General features: G+C 34.1%; 18 protein-coding genes. 13 read left to right on the plus strand and 5 right to left on the minus strand.

What is annotated here, in order from left to right:
• From bioA to RT228_RS05965, 5 genes are all read left to right on the plus strand, one after another.
• The gene (bioA, locus tag RT228_RS05945) at window positions 1-1,281 is read left to right on the plus strand and encodes an adenosylmethionine--8-amino-7-oxononanoate transaminase (RefSeq protein WP_006261461.1); all 1,281 of its coding nucleotides are present in this window, start codon (window positions 1-3) and stop codon (window positions 1,279-1,281) included.
• Between the two features lie 441 nt (window positions 1,282-1,722).
• Window positions 1,723-2,226, plus strand: coding sequence for a hypothetical protein (locus RT228_RS05950; RefSeq protein ID WP_006263972.1), 504 nt, complete (start codon window positions 1,723-1,725; stop codon window positions 2,224-2,226).
• A 65-nt stretch (window positions 2,227-2,291) separates the two neighbouring features.
• Entirely contained in the window at window positions 2,292-2,456 is a 165-nt protein-coding gene (locus tag RT228_RS05955; protein WP_006261458.1) for a hypothetical protein, read from the plus strand.
• A 127-nt stretch (window positions 2,457-2,583) separates the two neighbouring features.
• Complete coding sequence (locus RT228_RS05960) at window positions 2,584-3,414, plus strand: helix-turn-helix domain-containing protein (protein ID WP_259638232.1); 831 nt, start codon at window positions 2,584-2,586, stop codon at window positions 3,412-3,414.
• A 71-nt stretch (window positions 3,415-3,485) separates the two neighbouring features.
• On the plus strand, window positions 3,486-4,238 hold the full coding sequence (locus RT228_RS05965; RefSeq protein ID WP_006263970.1) for an MBL fold metallo-hydrolase: 753 nt from the start codon (window positions 3,486-3,488) through the stop codon (window positions 4,236-4,238).
• A 58-nt stretch (window positions 4,239-4,296) separates the two neighbouring features.
• On the opposite strand, the gene RT228_RS05970 is transcribed toward RT228_RS05965, so the two are convergent.
• A complete protein-coding gene (locus tag RT228_RS05970; protein ID WP_259638231.1) occupies window positions 4,297-5,235 on the minus strand; it encodes a Dyp-type peroxidase in 939 nt (312 codons plus the stop codon).
• 628 nt (window positions 5,236-5,863) lie between these two features.
• Between RT228_RS05970 and RT228_RS05975 the strand changes: the two genes are divergently transcribed.
• From RT228_RS05975 to RT228_RS05985, 3 genes are all read left to right on the plus strand, one after another.
• The gene (locus tag RT228_RS05975) at window positions 5,864-6,181 is read left to right on the plus strand and encodes a hypothetical protein (RefSeq protein ID WP_006258148.1); all 318 of its coding nucleotides are present in this window, start codon (window positions 5,864-5,866) and stop codon (window positions 6,179-6,181) included.
• A gap of 462 nt (window positions 6,182-6,643) precedes the next feature.
• Window positions 6,644-7,528 (plus strand): hypothetical protein, encoded by an 885-nt coding sequence (locus RT228_RS05980; protein WP_006258146.1) that lies wholly within the window; start codon window positions 6,644-6,646, stop codon window positions 7,526-7,528.
• 1,011 nt (window positions 7,529-8,539) lie between these two features.
• Complete coding sequence (locus tag RT228_RS05985) at window positions 8,540-9,649, plus strand: hypothetical protein (RefSeq protein ID WP_131540962.1); 1,110 nt, start codon at window positions 8,540-8,542, stop codon at window positions 9,647-9,649.
• Window positions 9,650-9,805: 156 nt separating this feature from the next.
• Here the strand turns inward: RT228_RS05985 and RT228_RS05990 are convergent, their stop codons facing one another.
• The 3 genes from RT228_RS05990 to RT228_RS06000 are packed head-to-tail and all read right to left on the minus strand — an operon-like array spanning window position 9,806 to window position 11,575.
• Complete coding sequence (locus RT228_RS05990; RefSeq protein WP_006258143.1) at window positions 9,806-9,997, minus strand: cold-shock protein; 192 nt, start codon at window positions 9,995-9,997, stop codon at window positions 9,806-9,808.
• Between the two features lie 12 nt (window positions 9,998-10,009).
• Window positions 10,010-10,438: a cold-shock protein gene (locus RT228_RS05995; RefSeq protein WP_006258141.1), complete on the minus strand. Its 429-nt coding sequence runs from the start codon at window positions 10,436-10,438 to the stop codon at window positions 10,010-10,012.
• A 24-nt stretch (window positions 10,439-10,462) separates the two neighbouring features.
• The gene (locus RT228_RS06000) at window positions 10,463-11,575 is read right to left on the minus strand and encodes a DEAD/DEAH box helicase (RefSeq protein ID WP_006258140.1); all 1,113 of its coding nucleotides are present in this window, start codon (window positions 11,573-11,575) and stop codon (window positions 10,463-10,465) included.
• A 500-nt stretch (window positions 11,576-12,075) separates the two neighbouring features.
• On the opposite strand from RT228_RS06000, the gene RT228_RS06005 reads away from it, so the two are divergent.
• From RT228_RS06005 to rfbB, 5 genes are all read left to right on the plus strand, one after another.
• Complete coding sequence (locus tag RT228_RS06005) at window positions 12,076-13,098, plus strand: hypothetical protein (protein WP_039329916.1); 1,023 nt, start codon at window positions 12,076-12,078, stop codon at window positions 13,096-13,098.
• 265 nt (window positions 13,099-13,363) lie between these two features.
• The gene (locus tag RT228_RS06010; protein WP_006258138.1) at window positions 13,364-14,764 is read left to right on the plus strand and encodes a UDP-glucose 6-dehydrogenase; all 1,401 of its coding nucleotides are present in this window, start codon (window positions 13,364-13,366) and stop codon (window positions 14,762-14,764) included.
• Between the two features lie 187 nt (window positions 14,765-14,951).
• Window positions 14,952-16,073, plus strand: a complete 1,122-nt coding sequence (gene wecB, locus RT228_RS06015; protein WP_006258137.1) for a non-hydrolyzing UDP-N-acetylglucosamine 2-epimerase — start codon at window positions 14,952-14,954, stop codon at window positions 16,071-16,073.
• Window positions 16,074-16,148: 75 nt separating this feature from the next.
• Window positions 16,149-17,357 (plus strand): UDP-N-acetyl-D-mannosamine dehydrogenase, encoded by a 1,209-nt coding sequence (wecC, locus tag RT228_RS06020; RefSeq protein WP_006258136.1) that lies wholly within the window; start codon window positions 16,149-16,151, stop codon window positions 17,355-17,357.
• Window positions 17,358-17,371: 14 nt separating this feature from the next.
• Complete coding sequence (rfbB, locus tag RT228_RS06025) at window positions 17,372-18,421, plus strand: dTDP-glucose 4,6-dehydratase (protein WP_006258135.1); 1,050 nt, start codon at window positions 17,372-17,374, stop codon at window positions 18,419-18,421.
• A gap of 208 nt (window positions 18,422-18,629) precedes the next feature.
• Here the strand turns inward: rfbB and rfbA are convergent, their stop codons facing one another.
• A complete protein-coding gene (gene rfbA / locus RT228_RS06030; protein ID WP_006258134.1) occupies window positions 18,630-19,487 on the minus strand; it encodes a glucose-1-phosphate thymidylyltransferase RfbA in 858 nt (285 codons plus the stop codon).
• Between the last annotated feature and the right edge of the window lie 303 nt (window positions 19,488-19,790).

The following is a 19,790-nucleotide window of genomic DNA, read 5'->3' on the forward strand; positions in this document are numbered from 1 at the left end:
ATGAAAAATAGACAAGATAATTTAATAGAACGCGATTATGCTGTGAATTGGCATCCTTATACTCAGATGAAAACAGCTCAGAATATAATTCCTATCACAAAAGGAGAGGGAAGTTATCTATACGATGCGAATGGCAAGAGATATATAGATGCAGTATCATCCTGGTGGGTAACCTTACATGGACATTCGCACCCTTATATTGCTCAGAAATTGACAGAACAATTAACTACTCTAGAGCAAGTAATCTTTGCTGGGTTTACTCATCAGCCTGCTATAGAGTTATCAGAGCGATTATTAGGCTTATTACCATCTAGCCAGACTAAGGTATTTTATACAGATAATGGCTCGACAGCGATAGAAGTCGCTTTAAAAATGGCTATTCAGGCTAATTATAATAAAGGAGGTAAGAAGAATAAAGTCTTTGCTTTTAAAAATGGGTATCACGGAGATACTTTTGGGGCAATGTCTGTGAGTGGTAGAGGAATATGGACAGATCCTTTTGGCGATATGTTGTTTGAGGTTTTGTTTATAGAGGTGCCCACGGCAGAGAATCTAGAGAGTATAAAAAAGACCATTGATACATATGCTGAAGAGACAATCTGTTTTATCTATGAACCCTTAGTACAAGGGGCAGGGGGAATGTTAATGCACAAGGCAGAACACCTATCTGCATTAATGAGCCATTGTAAAGAAAGAGAAATACTCTTAATCCAAGATGAGATATTTGTGGGGTTTGGGCGAACAGGAAAGCTTTTTGCTGCTAATCACCTTAGTGAGTCGCCTGATATTATGTGTTTTTCAAAAGGACTTACAGGTGGTACATTACCATTAGGAATTACTACTTGTACAGAAGAACTGTATCAGGCATTTTATGCAGATGATAAGACTAAAGCGCTGTTTCACGGACATTCTTTTACGGCAAGTCCTTTAGCGTGTACAGCAGCTTTAGCAAGTATGGATCTGTTGCTATCTAAAGATACACAGGATCATATTAATCGTATTGTAGAGAAGCACAAAGGGTTTATACAACAATTAAAACAGCATCCTAAAGTACAAGATGCACGTCAATGCGGAACTATTTTTGCGATGGAGTGGAAGACAACAGAATGTACTTCTTATTTTAGTGATATGCATGATATGTTATATCCTTTCTTCTTAGATAGAGGAGTCCTGATGAGACCTCTAGGTAATATTATCTATCTAGTGCCTCCATACTGTACAACTGACGAAGATCTATCGTATATATATGGCTGTATATTAGAGGCTTTAGAGATGATATAACTGTTTTGTATTAGGTGTCAAAACAGAAGAAACAGGTCTCTCTAAAAAGAGTAAAAAAAGCTTATAAATTTAAGTTTTTTTTCACAGTTCCTTTGATACATTTGCACCGCTTTTAGCACGAGGAAAAAGAGAAGTAAATTGCTTGGCATTATTGTTGTTTTATTGAGTACCTAAACCTAAAATAGCAGGATATGATAAAGAGTAGTTTATTGATCAGTGTATCTGTATTAAGTATGTTAGTGTTTGCAGGAAATTATAGTTCTGTAACTTATGCTACCTGTATAGGATATTCAAATTGTAAAGCGTGTAAAAATTGTAAATACTGTAAGCACTGCTCTTAGAAAGGAAATAGCTGTGGAGTTTGTAAGTAGATTCATTTTTAGTACGTAGTACATGGCTAGGGCAAGGTCTTACATAGTTTGAGGTATTTTAAATAGGATAATGAAACAAATAATTCTGTTGTTTGCAAGTATGATATTACTGTTATTTGCTTGTAAAAAAAGTGCCGGGTCACACGGTTTTACCATTTATGGTGAGAGTGACTATTATAAAGATGGAGTGTATTGTGCTGAGGTGATGTATGAAAACCCTTATACAAACAGTAGTAGTACTTATCAGGTAAGTGTAGAGGTGAAGGATGGAAACTTAGTACATATCAACTGGCCTAGTGAAGGATGGCTAGATGATGTGAACTTCTCTACTCAAAACATTACAGATGGGCAGTGCTCATTTATGAGTGAGAGAGGCTATAGATATACTATCACTCTAGGAGGTTTAGGAGCAGAGTGTTATGACGATAGTGAAGAATTGCAGAATCGCGTGAATGAGGATACGGCTCAGGCAACTTGTCCTGAATGTGGAGAGATGAGAGCTATACAAGAGAAACACTGCGTCTATTATGCTAATAGAGTAATCCTAGAGAATAATTGGGATAGACACTTTTAGTAAAACAGTATAATAAGACTTATTTATAGTGTAAGCAAATTATGAATCATATTTAAGAAAAGAAGATGAAGATCATAGGATGGGGTATTATCGCGATAGCGGTTCTCTTTTTAGGGATGTGTATTGGTGGACTCAATGGCAATACACCTGAAGAATATTTGGTTCTATTAGCTCTATTAGGAGTGATATTAGGTGCCTATCTTATCTATAAAAGTCAACATAAGGAATAATATAATTAAACAAGCCGATAGATGATTCTATCGGCTTGTTGTTTGAAAAAGGGCGTTTTTTGATTGTAGAAACGCCAGATTAATATTATTTTTAGTAGTTTAATTGATTGAATAGGATTTATAAGATATGAATGTAAAGTACTGTTTGCCTCAAAAAGAGCTAAGAAGTATCGTAAGTAGATTCTGGCATGGAGAAGTAGATTTAAAAGAAGGGAAAGGGCTGTATCGCATAATCGCTTCTGGTAATACAGGGATTATTATACAGCTGTTTCAGAATCAATCAGTATTGTACAATAAGGAAAATCAAAAGGCTTTGCCTAAGTCTTTTATCTATGGACAGAAGAGTGATAGTCCTTGTCTTAATTACTTTGCTCATAAAGCTACTGTACTAGGAGTAGACTTGCATCCTACTGCTTTTAAAAAAATATTCGGTCTGCATGCTACAGAATTGACAAATACGCTAGCAGATGCAGAAGATCTCTTGCCAAGTGAAGTGTGTAGACAACTTTATGAAAGTACATCTACCCAAGAGGCAATTAAAATATTAGAAAATCACTTCTTAAGATATGCTATAACATCTTCTAATCAAGAGATAGAGTACATCATACAAAAGCTAAATAAGACTTGTGAATTAGCTAATACAACGAGCCTAGCAGAAGAAGTGAATATGTCTAGGAGAAGTTTTCAGAGAAAGTTCAAAGAAGTAGTAGGTATAGATGCTTATACTTATAGTAGAATCATGCGATTTCAGAAAGCATTACACTTTATGCAAAATAGTGAGGCTACCTCATTAACTCAGGTAGCGTATAAGGTAGGCTATGCGGATCAATCTCACTTCGGGAGAGAGTTTCGGGTATTTGTAGGAGATTCACCTAAAGCATTTCTTCAAAATAGTTATTTTATGGATACTCCACAGATAGATATTTCTATACCCTTTAGAATAATTGGCGTAGAATAAATTGGCGTTATCATTCTATTTTTTGACTTGAAATAAGTTGAATTTTGTTCAATTAAATTTAGAAAAATAGTATGATCAACGTATATCACTTGAACGCTGTAGAGATTAATGCTCCAACAGGAGATAGAGCCATTGGGCACTGTACAGTTTTAGAAATAGAAAATAAATTAGTTTTAATAGATGCAGGAATAGGCATGCAGGACAACGATCCTGTGCAATCTAGATTCTCACCCGAATTAGTAACAGCTGTTGGGCTTCGATTAGATCCTTCTATGGCCATATATGAGCAGTTAAAACAACGAGGTCTAGACCCTAGAAAGGTAACAGATGTGGTAGTATCTCATCTAGACTGTGATCACATCTCGGGTATTGTAGATTTTCCGAACGCTTCTATACATGTTGGCTCTGAAGAGTATCATAATTACCAATCTGACAATCCTCGATATGTAAAGACGCTCTTACTCCATCAACCTATTATAATACAGTATAGGACTACAGTAGAACAATGGAGAGGATTAGAAGTAAGAAGAGTACAGATAGAAGGTGTAGAGTTGTATTTGACTCCATTGTTTGGACATACTTTAGGACATTGTGGTATTATTTATCAAGTAGAGGAGAAGTGGTATTTTTATATAGGGGATGCTTATTATTTAAGAGAAGAACTCAGTAATTCTAATCATCCTGTACACCAATTGACAGAGGCGAGAGCAGATAACAATAGACTGCGATTAGAGTCATTAGAGCGTATAAAGGAGTTTATAAGTCAGTATCCAGAAGTAGTGGTGTATGGCTATCACGATATAAAAGAGTTTTTAGAAGTATAGTATATAAAAAAGCACCTCAATAGTTATACTGAGGTGCTTTTGATTTTATAAAGTAGTGTTATTCTGCAGAATAATCATCTAAAATGTCTAAAGAAGGCACGAAGAATAACGTTCCTGATATGGCTTTACTAAAGTCTAATATTCTATCGTAGTTACCTGCTGGTTCTCCAATAAACATATTTTTAAGCATTTTTTCTGTTGTGCTGAAGGTAGAGGCATAAGAGATAAAATAAGTTCCTGCTTGTCCTTTAGAAGGATTAGCATAGGGCATATTCGCTCTAATGATTTTTAGTTCATTACCGTCTTCATCTTCTATCGCTGTAAGGGCAGTATGTGAGTTGGCAGGTTTTTTATCTTCTTCCATCTCTATATCTGTAGCTTTATATCTACCGATTACTTTCTCTTGTTCTTCTGTAGATAAATTGTCCCAATCTTTCATAAAGTGAATATACTTTTGGACGAATAAGTAACTACCTCCTTTGTATTGAGGATCTTCGTTTCCTACGATTCCGAAGTAATCTCTGTCTTCTCCGATAGGGTTTTCAGTACCATCTACAAAACCTATGATTGCACGACCATCCCAATATTTAAACCCTTGTACTTCATCTATACAGTCTGCTACAGGCAGTAGGACTTTAGATATCGCCATGGCCATATCATAGCAGATAGCAGGATTAATAGCGCTCAAGTGTAGGTGTAAGTCTGCATCTGTAGATACAGCAGTATGTTTATCTCCTTTGATTTCTTCAAAAACTTTTAATTCCTTCGGCATTGGAGTAGGTAAGTCTAGCTTTAACCAAGCGTTATGACTTACTCCTAAGATACAACTAGTAGGTCCAGCGTTTACTCTAACTTTAAATGAATTGTTTAAGTTATTGACTAGACCACATAAAGCCTCAAAAGCTTGTTTAATTTCAGCTTCTTCTTTAAACTTCCAAACTGAAAAAATAGTATTGTTATTTGGATAATCTGTCACATTTTGTGCTTTTTGACTCATTTGTCTTTCTTTTTAACGATTAAACTAACTGTGTTCTGTAAAGATATTTAAAATTTTGGCAATAGGTCAAGGATAAGGCAGTATTTAAAAAGGTTTTAAGAACGAGAGTATATCTTTGTTAGAATAATTGAACACACTAGTGAAATGATAAGGACAAGTTAAAACGTTAGTATCTTTATCTAGTTATGTTAGTTTTGTGATGGATATAAGAGAAATATGGATATTATTTTATGGATTATAGTTAGTGTGGCTTTTATTGGGAGTATCGTTATGTTTGTTCCTTCTATTATGTCGATTGCATCTCCTAAGTCTAGCGTTGTAGGACGAAGATATTATTGGTTAGACAAGGTATCTAGAGTTTTTTTTATATCCGTACTTTTTTATCCTCTATTATTTTTGATAGCTGTATTGTGTTATCGTTTTTTTGATCTAAAGGTTCTACCTTGGTTATTTGGCTATGTAGTAGTCTCTGTTATTTTATTCATTATCTGGAGTAAGTTAGATCAGCTAATAAGGAGGTGATTTTTACAGAATCTGCTTGTAATAGAAATAACTAAATAATTTACCTTAGAGAATTGGTATCATCCATCTTGTTCTTGTAAGTTTGTGTCATAAAAGGACTATTTGTATGGAAATTGTATTATGGGTTATAGTTAGCCTTGTGTTTTTAGGAAGTTTAGTGATGTTCGTTCCTTCTCTGATGTCTTTGGCTTCGCCGAGGGCAAAAGAACTAAAAGGGATGTATTATTGGAATAGTATTGTTTCTAAAACATTCTGTGTATTGGTGATGTTATATCCTTTAGTATTTTTAATCGCAGTATTGTTTTATTTCTTTCTTCAGTCTCCTGTTCTTTCTTGGTTAGTGAGTTATGCTATTTTAGTAGTTCTTCTTTTTGCTATGTGGAATAGACTAGATAAGAAAGTAAATGGAGGTAAAAAGAACTAGTGAAACTAGCTGAAACTTAGATTCCGCATTAGCTAAATGCTACAAAGCAATTCTACTTCATATCTCTTTCAATAGTTGTTAAAACATACTATAGTACGCTTTACACACTAATTCAGAGCTATTTTGTATAATTACTTTTCGTTTATATGTCTATCGCGAATCTGAGTTAAATAAAGGACTTACAGCCTATAAAAAATAGGATAGACTCTGTTAAAAGATAGGAATAAATATTCGAGTAGAATTAAAATAAGTAGAGTAGGGACAAAAAATAATCATATTTTTTGATAATTATCATGTTTAAATATTATTTATTGAATAAAATGTTTTAGTTTTGTTAATATATTAGTCGTCCTTGTTCTGTCTTTTTGCCTATGAATTGATAAGGAGTATAGAAAAGAAGGTAAGTAAATCAAAAAAAGACGACATAAAACAATTTGTTAATTTTATTGTTTTATTATCAATATGAATAAAAATCTACAAAAATATATAACTTTAGATCAGTCATACTTCTTCGATATAGATGAAGTGTACTGTGGGGCAGAAATTATAGTTCAACGTTTAATTAACTATGATCTCTACCAAAGACTTCATTCAGAAGAGTGTAAAAACTATACTCAACAGGAACTTTGTGATTATTATGAAAAGGCAATCCAGACTGAACAAGTGGTTTTAGATAAAGGAGGATACATTATCGATAATAGTTTTTTTCATGGAGAGTTCTGCGTAGGAGAATTTGGCTTGCTGGATGGAGAATGTAAACTTAGAAGTAAGGTAAATGGAAGTATTTTCGATTTAACCTTTGTAAAAGGAGTAGCTGTAGAAGGTTCTGTAAAAGAAGAAGATATAGTTACCTCTAGATTTTCTTTAGAAGATAGAATCTTTACTGTAGAAGGATTTGAGTCAGGTAAATTAGTGAGTAAACAAGTTATCCATTTTGATTTAGAATTAGATTATAATACTATTTTTTATAGTTATTACGAGGATGAATCCGTTGAGAGTATAGAAGACAATATTAATCAAGCTCATAAAGTATACTATCGAAATGGAAATATACAGAAGATAAAAGATGTACTAAACGAGCGCACTCAGTTCTTCGACAACAGAGGAGTGCTTACAGAAGAGTTTTTTATTGAGAAAGGCTATAGATGTTCGCTGACTTATCAAGATGGTGTTTTAACTGACAAGACTTGTATCGGAGAAGAAGATAAGTACTTTTATTTTTATAAAGAGGGTAAACTAGATTTTTATGAAGTATTAGACAAGGCTACAGATACTATTAGTGTGTATAAGAGTAGTGGAGAATTAGTCCAACAAGACAGTTTAATACAGTTAGGATTTACATCCTAATAAGAATGTATTTGATGTTTTTAAGCCTAAATAAATAGTGAAAAGGGAATCCTATCACATAAAAAAGAGCTTTAGCCTTTGGGTTAAAGCTCTTTTTTGTTTTTAAAACATTCGTTATAAGTGTTTTATATAAGTGATGTTTTTTTGAAAAAAAATGCGTTCAATTGCTTGTATTTACTGGAAAAGTAGTAATATTGCACTGTTGTCAAAATCTGTTATTTGATGACTCGCTCTCTAGTCAGGCTTCCAATTCTGATTAGGGAGCATTTTTTTGTATATATCCCATCTTTGTTTATGTATATTGTAATATAAGTATCTGTTAATGAGTTTTTTATTGAATTATCAGTTATTTTGTGTCAATTTTTGTAAAAAATAGTATTAAAAATATTGCATATTTACTCAAAAGGTAGTAATATTGCACTGTTGTCAAAATCTGTTATTTGATGACTCGCTCCCTAGTCAGGCTTCCAATTCTGATTAGGGAGTATTTTTTTATACCTACTTCATTTTTGCTGTAAAAGGATGTTTTTCTTTTAAAAGTACTCTTACTATGATGTGTGGTGCATCTCGTGTTAATCTATCAACTTGTGTTTATCATTATTTTTATTGATAAACTAAGTTTCTAAATGTGAACTATTGTTAGAATTCAAATATCATTGTTTACATTTGTTATGTATTGATACAAACTGATATGAAAAAACTTCACCAAATTAATTTTCTATTTGTTGTACTTGCATTGTTATTAGTGAATTGTAGTCGGTCTAAAAAATTGAATGGAACTGATTATGATCAGCTATATGCAGTGTGGTATAGTGATGATTATAGGGATAGCTTAGCTGAAACTTTAAAACCTAGTATAAAGAAAGCCTTAAGTTTAAAAAACACACCTGACAATCGTGTTTTTATTGATAGTGTTCTCAATCAATTGCGCTGAACACGTGATTCTTCGTCGTTTTATAAACTTAGTCAAAGGGCAATAAAGTTTGCCGAAAGAAAGTCTGATGATATGCATTGGCTAGTATATACAATGATTTAGGAGTTTATAATCATAATTTAGGAATCCTAGACAGTACATTCTATTACTATATTAAGGCAGAGAATATCTATAGAGAGATAGGAGATTCTATGAAGATGGGGGAGCTTAAATTTTATCAAGCCCGTGTTCTTTTTGAAAAAGGTCTACATATAGAAAGTGAAAGCAAAGTTGCAAGTGTTTTACAAGTATTAAATAACTACCCATTTAGCCCTATACCTTTTGAGGCTAATCAATTAATGGGGACCTGTCTTTTGAATCAGAATGATTTTGAAGGAGCTAAAAAGTATTTATTAGAAGCGCTAGCATTAATGCAAAAAGATGCTAAACAAAATAAAATACTAGATTTAAATAGATTAAAGATGGCAAAAAGTATGTTATACTATAATTTGTCAGAAGTATCATATTATTTAGAAGATTATAAAGAAGTAACTAAGTATGCTTCTACAGGATTGAGCTTTATTATACCTGAGATTCCCTCTTTATTAAAGAGTGTATTGAATTCAGGTATCGCAAAAGCGGAGTTTATGGATGGTTTAAAAAGCTATAGTCAAACAGAGTTTGATTATTATATAAAACAACTAGAGAATACTTATGATGAAGCAGCTATCTTAACGAATAGCTATGTGATGAATGAAATGGCTATGACTATAGCGAGCTTATATCTTCAAGATAAAGATAGTATTCAAGCATTTAACTGGGCTGAGAAAGTATATCAACTAGCAGTTGACCGGAATATAAAGGTAGATCAGAAGAATGCCTTAGAGTTTTTAGTTTCCCATCAGCATTATGATAATAATAGTAGAGTAAAAGAAATTATAACCTTGAGTAATGATCTTGCAGAACTAGATTATGCTACGCGTAATCGCTTTGCTCGTATTGCTTATGAAACAGAGAGAGTAGCTACCGAGAACGATGAGCTTCGAAATGTGATATTGATGGTCGTAGTGACGAGTCTTATTATTATCTTAGGATTATCTGTAGGAGTGTTTATCTATAGGTTGAGAAATAAGAATAGAGAACTAAGTTTCATACATACGGCATATATGCCAGTTCGCGCGGATTTGCAATCCGTCCAGAGTATGTAGAAGTGTATCGTATATGTCCAACAACCTATACCAGTTTGCGCGGATTTGCAATCCGTGCGATAAATAAAAAAGGCTAAACAAAATATTTTGTTTAGCCTTTTTTTAGTTTATCTAATAAGTAGGAACATTAAAATATTCGTACCTATTAAAAAAGAATTAAGCTCTTCTTACGTTAACAGCGTTTAATCCTTTTTTACCTTTTTCAACTTCATAAACTACTGCATCGTTTTCACGAACTCTCTCGTTTAAACCAGTTGTGTGTACGAAAATGTCTTGTCCTCCATCATTTGGAGTAATGAAACCGAAACCTTTAGTTTCGTTGAAGAATTTTACTGTTCCTTCTTGCATAATATTAAGTATTTAAATTTTATTTACTTCAACGGCACTTAGGCCTCTTGGAGTTCTTTCTTTTTTGAAGGTAACTTTATCACCTTGCTGTAATGGCTGATTAGACTGACTACTGTGTACAAAGATGTTTTCTTTTGAATCATCTTCAGTTATAAACCCGAAACCTTTACTGCTAAAATAAGTCACTACTCCAGTGCATTCAGTATCTGGAGCAGAAGCTGCCGCTAAGCGCTCTTCAAGTTCCCTTTTAGCTGCTTCGATGTCTTGCTCTTCTGGCGGAACGTCTGTTAGATTACCATTGTAGTCTACATAAACCAACATATCTTCAAGATCTTTACCCTTGTTGTTGTTTACTTTACGATCCTCTCTCTTTAATGCTTTCTCTTGTCTTTTCTGTGCTTTCTTTTTATTTTTCTCTTTTTTCGAAAAAGAATCAGCCATATTTATTGCGTTTTTAAGTTAATATTAAATTTCTTGTTTTACCTGCATTTTGATACCTGTAAATCGCTGAATATCCTTCAGCTCTTTTCGTTGTTCAGGTGTGCAAAAACACATGGCAACCCCTTGTACTCCAGCTCGTCCAGTACGACCGATACGATGAACGTAAGTCTCTGGTTTGTCTGGTATATCATAGTTGATCACAAAGGGAAGTTTGCTTATATCTATTCCTCTTGCAGCAATATCTGTTGCGATAAGGATATTGATTTTCTTATTTTTAAAATCATCTAATGCTTTAACACGAGCACTTTGAGATTTATTTCCATGGATAGCCATCGCCACCATATTGACCTTTTGAAGGTATTTAACTAGGTTATTAGCCTCGTATTTCGTTCTTGTAAATACTAATGTAGACTCCGTATTCTCCTTTAAGATAGTGTGTAATAACGTTTTCTTATCTTTCTTCTCTGTATAGTATACTTGCTGTTCGATAGTTGTCGCTGTGATTACTTCAGCAGCTACTTCTATTTTTACAGGTTTGTAGACGATTGTTCTAGCGAATTGCTCTATTTCTTTAGGCATTGTAGCTGAGAAGAACAGAGATTGTCTTTTAGTAGGAACAAATTTAAGAATTTTTTTAAGATCGTGTATGAATCCCATATCTAACATCTGATCAGCCTCATCTAGTACTAATATCTCTAGATTAGAAAGCTTTACTATTTTTTGATTGATTAGATCCAATAGTCGACCAGGAGTAGCCACGATAATTTCGGGATGTTGTTTTAACGCTCTTACTTGAGGTGGAAGAGGTACACCACCGAATAAAGTTACTGTTTTCAGAGGAAGCTCAGTACTATAGTCTAAAAAACTATCTTTTACCTGTATTGCTAATTCTCTTGTAGGAACTAAAATTAAGGCTCTTATACCTTTTGTCGATTTAGGAGTAGAGTGCAGTTTTTGTAAAATAGGAATAGCAAAAGCAGCAGTTTTACCTGTACCTGTTTGAGCAGTACCGATTACATCTTTTCCTTCCAGAATAGGAGGGATTGCTTTTTGTTGTATTTCAGTAGCTGTAGAATAACCTATTTTAGTTAATGCTGTTTGTATCTCTTGTGTTAATGCTAAATCTTTAAAGTTCATTTATTATTGCCTGTACTTATTCTTTTATCTTTATATGCTTTAAAACTATTAGGTCTTAAAGTCTTTTGGTATTATTTATCCTAGTGAACTTGTTTTTCTATTATGCATCAGAAACTCATATTTCGTAGGTAAGTGGTCTTTTGTTTTTGCAATAAAGCTCTAAGAGCATAAGCAGGGAAACATCTTTTACTTTCTATTGAAATTGTAAAAGAATCAAGAGTTAAATAAAGTAAAGACCAAGGAAGTAAAATTAAACGAGGTTTTTTAAAACTATTTAATTTTAGAATAACTAAGGCAGAAATCTATTAACTAATAATACAGGCACAAAGGTATAATTAATAATCGAATAATGAAGTATTTATTTTGAATTAGAGAGATAACAATTCAAATAAGATGTTTGTTTAAGAAAGAAAATACGCTTTTTAGCAAAAAGGCGTTAGCAATATTGAGGAAGAATAGTAAATTTGGAAGAACATAAAGAATCAGTAGAAATCACTTGAATGAAAACAAAATCTTGGTTAACAATAGTACAGCAGCATGACGACTTAGTAAGACGATGGTTTATTTGTTGTTGTGTATTGATGAGCTCTCTAGTATGGGGGCAGCAAGTAGATGAAGATCAAGTGAGTGTAGTGAAGCTTTGGCGTGACCTTAATGGTGAGAATAGCCTATATATAAAAGTAGGAGCGACCTGTAATAACTATGATAGCAAGGGAATCTTTGCTAAGGGTGGATACGAATCCATTATCTCTATAGAGTTGATTAACGAAGAGAATAAAGTAAGTATAAACTATGGAGAACGCCTTCCAGATAACCAAATGTTGATGTTTTATGACGAGGGAATTTGGTTTGAAGAACACGAAGATATTCAGGCGGTTTTTATTCCAGTTTTTTACTGTAGACCCTATTTTGGTAGTCAAATGCCCCTTACTTATATCGTTATTTATAACGGAAAACGCTATATGTATCACTTCGATTACTTCTGCCAATCGGATATATTAGGAACTTGTTCACTCCCTTATAGCAAGGGTAGATTACAAAAAAGGTTGTCAGATTTACCAAAAGAATTAGCCAAAAAGTTCGCGAACTATTTGACCAAAGTATATACCCAAAGAGAAGACCTATTTCCCAATCACCTTATCTTTAGAACAGAAAAATATAACAATGTCTATAGACCATATGATTTAGCAACAGCTTATCACGCATCATATCCCTATGTTTTATTAGACAAGGTCAATGGTTACCTTGAAGAAAAAAAGTATTCTTTAGCGACAACGTATCTAAACGAATTTGAATATATCTATGTGAGAGAGGAATTGACAGTGAATGTAGCGGGTTTTTATGTACAGGATAAAACTATTGGTCAAAAAGCAACGTCTTATCGCTCAAGAGTACATGCAGAAAGAGAAAAACTATTAGAAGAAGCTAAATTCCTAACCCGTAGAAATCAATACCAAGAAGCCTATTTAATCTATAAAGTGATATTAGAAGAAGAAAACGACTTCCTTCCTTCGGGGAATTAAAAATTAAGAATGGTTCCTGTTCGTGCGGATTTAAGGTTGTAATCCGTGCGGTTTTCATACGCCTGACAACGTATATCCGTTTAACAGTAGAGGCAACACCTTGCATTAAATACATGTCACACATAGAATTTATAAATAAAAACACCTATTGCTTATAGTAGGTAAATAATTAACTTTACACCTATTGTTTATAGCCCCTGATAAGAGGGGTTAAGACTATAAGAGTTAATAGACTCTAGATAAGAATTATACTTTTGGAGATTATATGAAGAATATACAAAAAATATGTTGCATAGGAGCAGGTTATGTAGGTGGGCCTACTATGGCAGTTATTGCACAGAAAAACCCACATATTCAAATAACAGTAGTAGACTTAAATGAAGCGCGTATCAAAGCGTGGAATGATAAGGATTTGAGTAAATTACCTATTTATGAGCCAGGTTTAGATGTGGTGGTTGGTGAGGCAAGAGGGCGCAATTTATTTTTTGATACCAATGTAGATAAAGCTATTGATGAAGCAGATATGATCTTTATTTCAGTAAATACGCCAACCAAGACGTATGGAAAAGGAAAGGGAATGGCTGCAGATTTAAAATATATTGAGCTATGTGCTCGTCAGATTGCACGAGTTGCCAAGACAGATAAAATCGTAGTAGAGAAATCTACACTTCCTGTGCGAACTGCACAAGCAATTAAACGAATTCTTGATCAAACAGGCAATGCAGTAGAGTTTGAAATACTCTCTAATCCTGAGTTTTTAGCAGAAGGTACAGCTATTCAAGACTTGATGAATCCTGATCGTGTATTGATTGGAGGAGCAGAAACTCCGAGAGGAAGAGAAGCTATTGAAGCGTTAGCATCTATTTATGAAGCATGGGTGCCTGAGGAGCGTATTTTGCGTACCAATGTATGGTCGTCAGAACTTTCTAAACTGACAGCCAATGCCTTCTTAGCACAACGTGTATCTTCTATCAATGCGATTTCAGAACTATGTGAAGTATCAGGGGCAGATGTAGCTGAAGTATCTAGAGCTATTGGTACAGATAGCCGTATTGGGAACAAGTTCTTAAAAGCATCTGTAGGATTTGGAGGGTCGTGTTTCCAAAAAGATATCTTGAACTTAGTGTATATCGCTAAGTCTTATGGACTAGATGCAGTAGCAGACTATTGGGAGCAAGTAATCATTATGAATGATCATCAGAAACGTCGTTTTGCAGAAAATATTGTAACGACTTTATTCAATACAGTTAACGATAAAAAAATAGCTTTCTTAGGATGGGCATTTAAGAAAGATACCAATGATACAAGAGAATCAGCGGCTATCTATGTAGCCAATGAGTTAATTGAGGAAGAAGCACAGATCCACGTATATGATCCTAAAGTAATGGAACAACAGATGTTGTCTGATTTAGATTACTTAGCGACTCGTGAGGCGGAGTTGAATAAAAAACATTTGACAGTGCACCAAGATCCTTATACTGCTCTAGAAGGAGCACATGGTATTGCAGTATTGACAGAGTGGGATGAGTTTAAGACGTATGATTGGCAACGTATCTACGATAAGATGCAGAAGCCAGCCTTTATATTCGATGGTCGTAATATATTAGATCGTCAAGCGTTAGAAGATATAGGATTTGAAGTTTATACAATAGGTAGAGGAAAATAAACTTTAACACGTAAATTAAGCAATAAAAATGCAAGGATATAAAATATTAGGATTTATATTCTTTAGAGTATCTCTTATATTTAGATGAATTTTATTACAAATGTAATATAAGAAGAGACTATTAAATTGATGATATTAACTGTTTTTTTAAAAAATAAAAACAGACATTAACACACATTATTTAACTATGAAAAAGAATTTGATTGTATTTGGTACAAGACCAGAAGCTATCAAAATGGCTCCTTTAATAAAAGAGTTTAAGAAGCACAATGATCAATTTGATACACGTGTATGTGTAACCGCGCAACACAGAGAGATGCTTGACCAGGTTTTAGAATTTTTTGATATTATACCAGAGTATGATTTGAATTTGATGAAACCCAATCAAAATTTGTATTCTTTAACAGGGGATATTATCACAGGATTAAAGCCTGTTTTAGAGGAGTTCAAGCCTGATTATGTATATGTACATGGAGATACTACTACAACGATGTCAGCAAGTATTGCAGCTTTTTACAGTGGAGCCAAGGTGTGTCACGTAGAAGCAGGCCTTAGAACACATAATAAACGAGCACCTTTTCCTGAGGAAATAAATCGACAGATCACTGGTCGTGTGACAGATTATCACTTCGCACCAACCGCAGCTTCTCAAGAAAACTTATTAAGAGAGAATATTGCTACTAAAGATATCCTTATTACAGGAAATACAGTTATTGATGCTTTGTTAGAAAGTGTAGAGCGTGTAGAAGACTTGCAAAATGAAGAAATCACACAATTAAAGCAAATTGTCGATCCTGCTAAAAAGCTTATTCTAGTAACAGGTCATAGACGTGAGAACCACGGAGATGGGTTTATTCGTATTTGTGAAGCACTAAAAGAAATTGCTTTAACACATTCTGATGTACAGATTATTTATCCTGTACACTTAAATCCAAATGTAAAAGGTCCTGTTTACGAAATTTTATCAGGAATTAATAATATCAAATTAATTGACCCATTGGCTTATCCATCTTTTGTGTGGTTGATGAATAAGAGTTATATGATTGTAACAGATAGTGGAGGAGTACAAGAAGAAGCACCAAGCTTAGGAAAACCTGTCTTAGTGATGCGAGATACGACAGAGCGCCCTGAGGCTGTAGCTGCAGGAACAGTGATCTTAGTAGGTACAGATAAAGATAAAATTGTAAATGAGGCAAATAGCTTATTGACAGATATAATTCGCTATGAGAAGATGTCAGCTTTACACAATCCTTATGGAGATGGAAAAGCATGTGCACGTATAGTGGAATTTATCAGTAAATTACAGTAGAGACGTAATACCTTACGTCTAATAAAAGGAATACAGTAGAGACGTAATATCTACGTCTAATAAAAAGATATATAAATGAATACACAAGTAGTAACAATAGGATTAGGATATATAGGATTACCAACATCAGCATTAATTGCACAAAATAAAATAAGTGTACATGGAGTGGATATTTCTCAGCATGTGGTAGATACGATTAATGCAGGTAAAATTCATATTGTAGAACCAGATTTAGACAAGGCAGTAGCCGAAGCTGTACAAGCTGGATATTTAAAAGCAGCAACTACTCCTATTGTAGCTAATACATATTTAGTAGTTGTACCGACTCCATTTAAAGGAAATCATGAACCAGATATTTCGTATGTAAAGGCAGCAACTACGGCTATACTTCCATTATTGAAAGAAGGTGATTTATATATCATTGAATCTACCTCTCCAGTAGGAACAACAGAGAAGATGATGGAATACATCTTTACAGAACGCCCAGAGCTTGAAGGTAAGATTTATTTAGCTTATTGTCCAGAGCGCGTATTACCAGGAAATGTGATGTATGAATTAGTTCACAATGATCGTGTTATTGGAGGGGTAAATGAAGCCTCTACAGAAAAAGCAGTAGCATTCTATAGCCAATTTGTAAAGGGAACTTTACACAAAACAAATGCGCGTACAGCAGAGATGTGTAAACTGACAGAGAACTCTTCTAGAGATGTGCAAATTGCATTTGCTAATGAGTTATCACTTATTTGTGATAAAGCAGGGATTAATGTTTGGGAATTAATCGAATTAGCAAATAAACACCCACGCGTAAATATCTTGCAACCAGGATGTGGAGTAGGAGGGCATTGTATTGCAGTGGATCCTTACTTTATTGTATCAGAATTCCCTATGGAATCTAGAATTATTGCTCATGCTAGAGAAGTGAATAATTATAAGTCATTTTGGTGTGCAGAAAAAGTAAAATCAGCTCGTTTAGAGTTTGAATTAAAACAGGGACGTCAACCTGCTATTGCAGTAATGGGATTGGCTTTCAAGCCGAATATAGATGACTTGCGTGAATCGCCAGCTATCTATATTACGGAACGTATTTTGCAAGATTCAGGAGATGCTGATATGTATATTGTAGAACCAAATGTACATGACCACAAAGTGTTCAAGTTAACGAACTACAAAGAAGCTATAGAAAAAGCAGATATTATTGTATTCTTAGTAGCACATAATGAATTTAAAACAGTAGAAATTCCAAGTGGAAAAGTAGTTTTAGATTTTTGTGGAATAAAGAAATAATAAAAGTAAGTAGAATGAAGAAGATTGTTGTTACTGGCGGTGCAGGCTTTATAGGTTCACACGTCATTAGACATTTTGTAAATAAGTACCCTGCATACCACATCTATAACTTAGATGCTCTGACTTATGCAGGAAACCTAGAGAATCTAATAGATATACAGTCTGCCCCTAATTACACCTTTATTAAGGGAGATATCACAGATGAGCAATTTATTCAGGAACTATTTAAGAAAGAGCAGTTTGATGCTGTGATTCACTTAGCTGCAGAGTCGCATGTAGATCGTTCCATTACTAATCCGTTGGCTTTTGTGAAAACAAATGTAATAGGAACAGTGAATTTACTACAAGCATTTAAAGCCTTATGGCAAGACAACTGGGAAGGAAAGCGTTTTTACCATGTCAGCACAGATGAAGTATATGGAACATTAGGAGAGGTAGGTTTGTTTACCGAAACGACCGCTTATGATCCTAATTCCCCTTATTCTGCCTCTAAAGCTAGCTCAGATCACTTTGTAAGAGCTTATGGTGAGACTTATGGAATGCCTTATGTAGTGAGCAATTGTTCTAATAATTATGGGCCAAATCACTTCCCAGAGAAGTTAATTCCATTGTGTATTTACAATATCATCCATAAGAAACCCTTGCCTATTTATGGAAATGGGAAGTATACTCGTGATTGGCTCTATGTCTTAGATCACGCCAGAGCGATTGATGATGTATTTCACAAAGGAGGTAATGCAGAGACTTATAATATCGGAGGTTTTAATGAATGGCAAAATATTGATTTAGTCAAAGAATTGTGTCAACAGATGGATACAGTCTTGGGGCGCCAAGTAGCAGAGAGTGAACAGTTAATCACTTTTGTAAAAGATAGACCAGGACATGATTTAAGATATGCTATAGATGCAACTAAGATTAATAGAGAGTTAGGGTGGAGCCCATCAGTGACTTTTGAAGAAGGATTAGCGAAGACCATTGACTGGTATATGAATAATCAAGACTGGTTAATGAATGTAACAAGTGGAGCTTACCAAGAATATTATCAAAAACAGTATATAAAGTAAATAGAAAAGGCCTTGTACTCTGAGATGGTACAAGGCCTTTTCAACCCAAAACAAGCGATAGACATATAAGCGAAAAGTAATTATACAAAATAGGTCTGAATTAGCGATACAAGCATACTTTAGTATGGTTACAGAACTAATGAAAGAGATATGAAGTAGAATTACTTTGTAGTATGTGGCTAACGCAGATTTTGGGTTTAATACATTATTACTCTATTGCCATTAGATATTCTCCATACCCACTTTTACATAGGGGTTGAGCGATATGATGTAGTTGTTCTTTTGTGATATATCCCATTCGATAAGCAACTTCTTCAATGGCTCCTATTTTTAGCCCTTGGCGCTCTTCGATGACTTGAACGAATTGACCAGCTTTCATCAGAGAAGCAAACGTACCTGTGTCTAACCAAGCCGTTCCTCTGTCTAATATGCCTACTTTCAGCTTACCTTGTCTCAAATATTCTTTATTGATGTCTGTTATCTCGTATTCTCCTCTTTTAGAAGGCTGAATAGTCTTGGCGATATTCACCACATCATTGTCATAAAAGTACAAACCAGGAACCACAAAATTAGATTTAGGCTCTAGTGGTTTCTCCTCTATGGATAGTACATTTTTATCTTGATCGAATTCTACTACACCATAGCGTTGAGGGTCTGTGACAGAATAAGCGAATATCGTTGGTTCTGCACTTTTTACACAAGCTTGTAATAGTTTGGACATGCCACTACCATAGAAGATATTATCTCCTAAGATAAGCGCTACAGGATCTTTACCGATAAATTTCTCTCCGATTATAAAAGCCTGTGCTAATCCATTAGGTTCCTCTTGTATAGCATAGGTAAAAGAACAGCCTATTTGACTTCCATCTCCTAATAGCTTTTTAAAGTTAGGAAGGTCAGTAGGGGTAGAAATAATCAGAATTTCATTGATTCCCGCTAGCATTAACGTGGATAAAGGGTAGTAAATCATTGGCTTGTCATAGACAGGCATGAGTTGTTTACTTACAGCTAATGTTAGTGGGTGTAATCGAGTTCCAGATCCCCCAGCGAGAATAATTCCTTTCATCTTAAAATAATAAAGGGATAAAGTTAATGATTTTTTAAATCAAGATTACACGATAGACATATAAACGAAAATCAATAAAATATTCTAGGCTTTAATTTAGATTAGGGTATACTTGTAGAGTTACAGAAAGAGGTGTGAACTTGACCTTGTATATTAGATTTACCTCATGTGAAATCTAGGGTTAACCTCTTAAAAGAGCATAAAATAAATTACGTATATAGGCTAAAGCAAGGTGTAATGATAAAAAAATAGAGTTTAAAAAACATATATTATTGTTTTATGTATGGAGTATATGTTAATTTT

Source organism: Myroides sp., from assembly GCF_032073645.1.
Classification (GTDB): domain Bacteria; phylum Bacteroidota; class Bacteroidia; order Flavobacteriales; family Flavobacteriaceae; genus Flavobacterium; species Flavobacterium odoratimimum.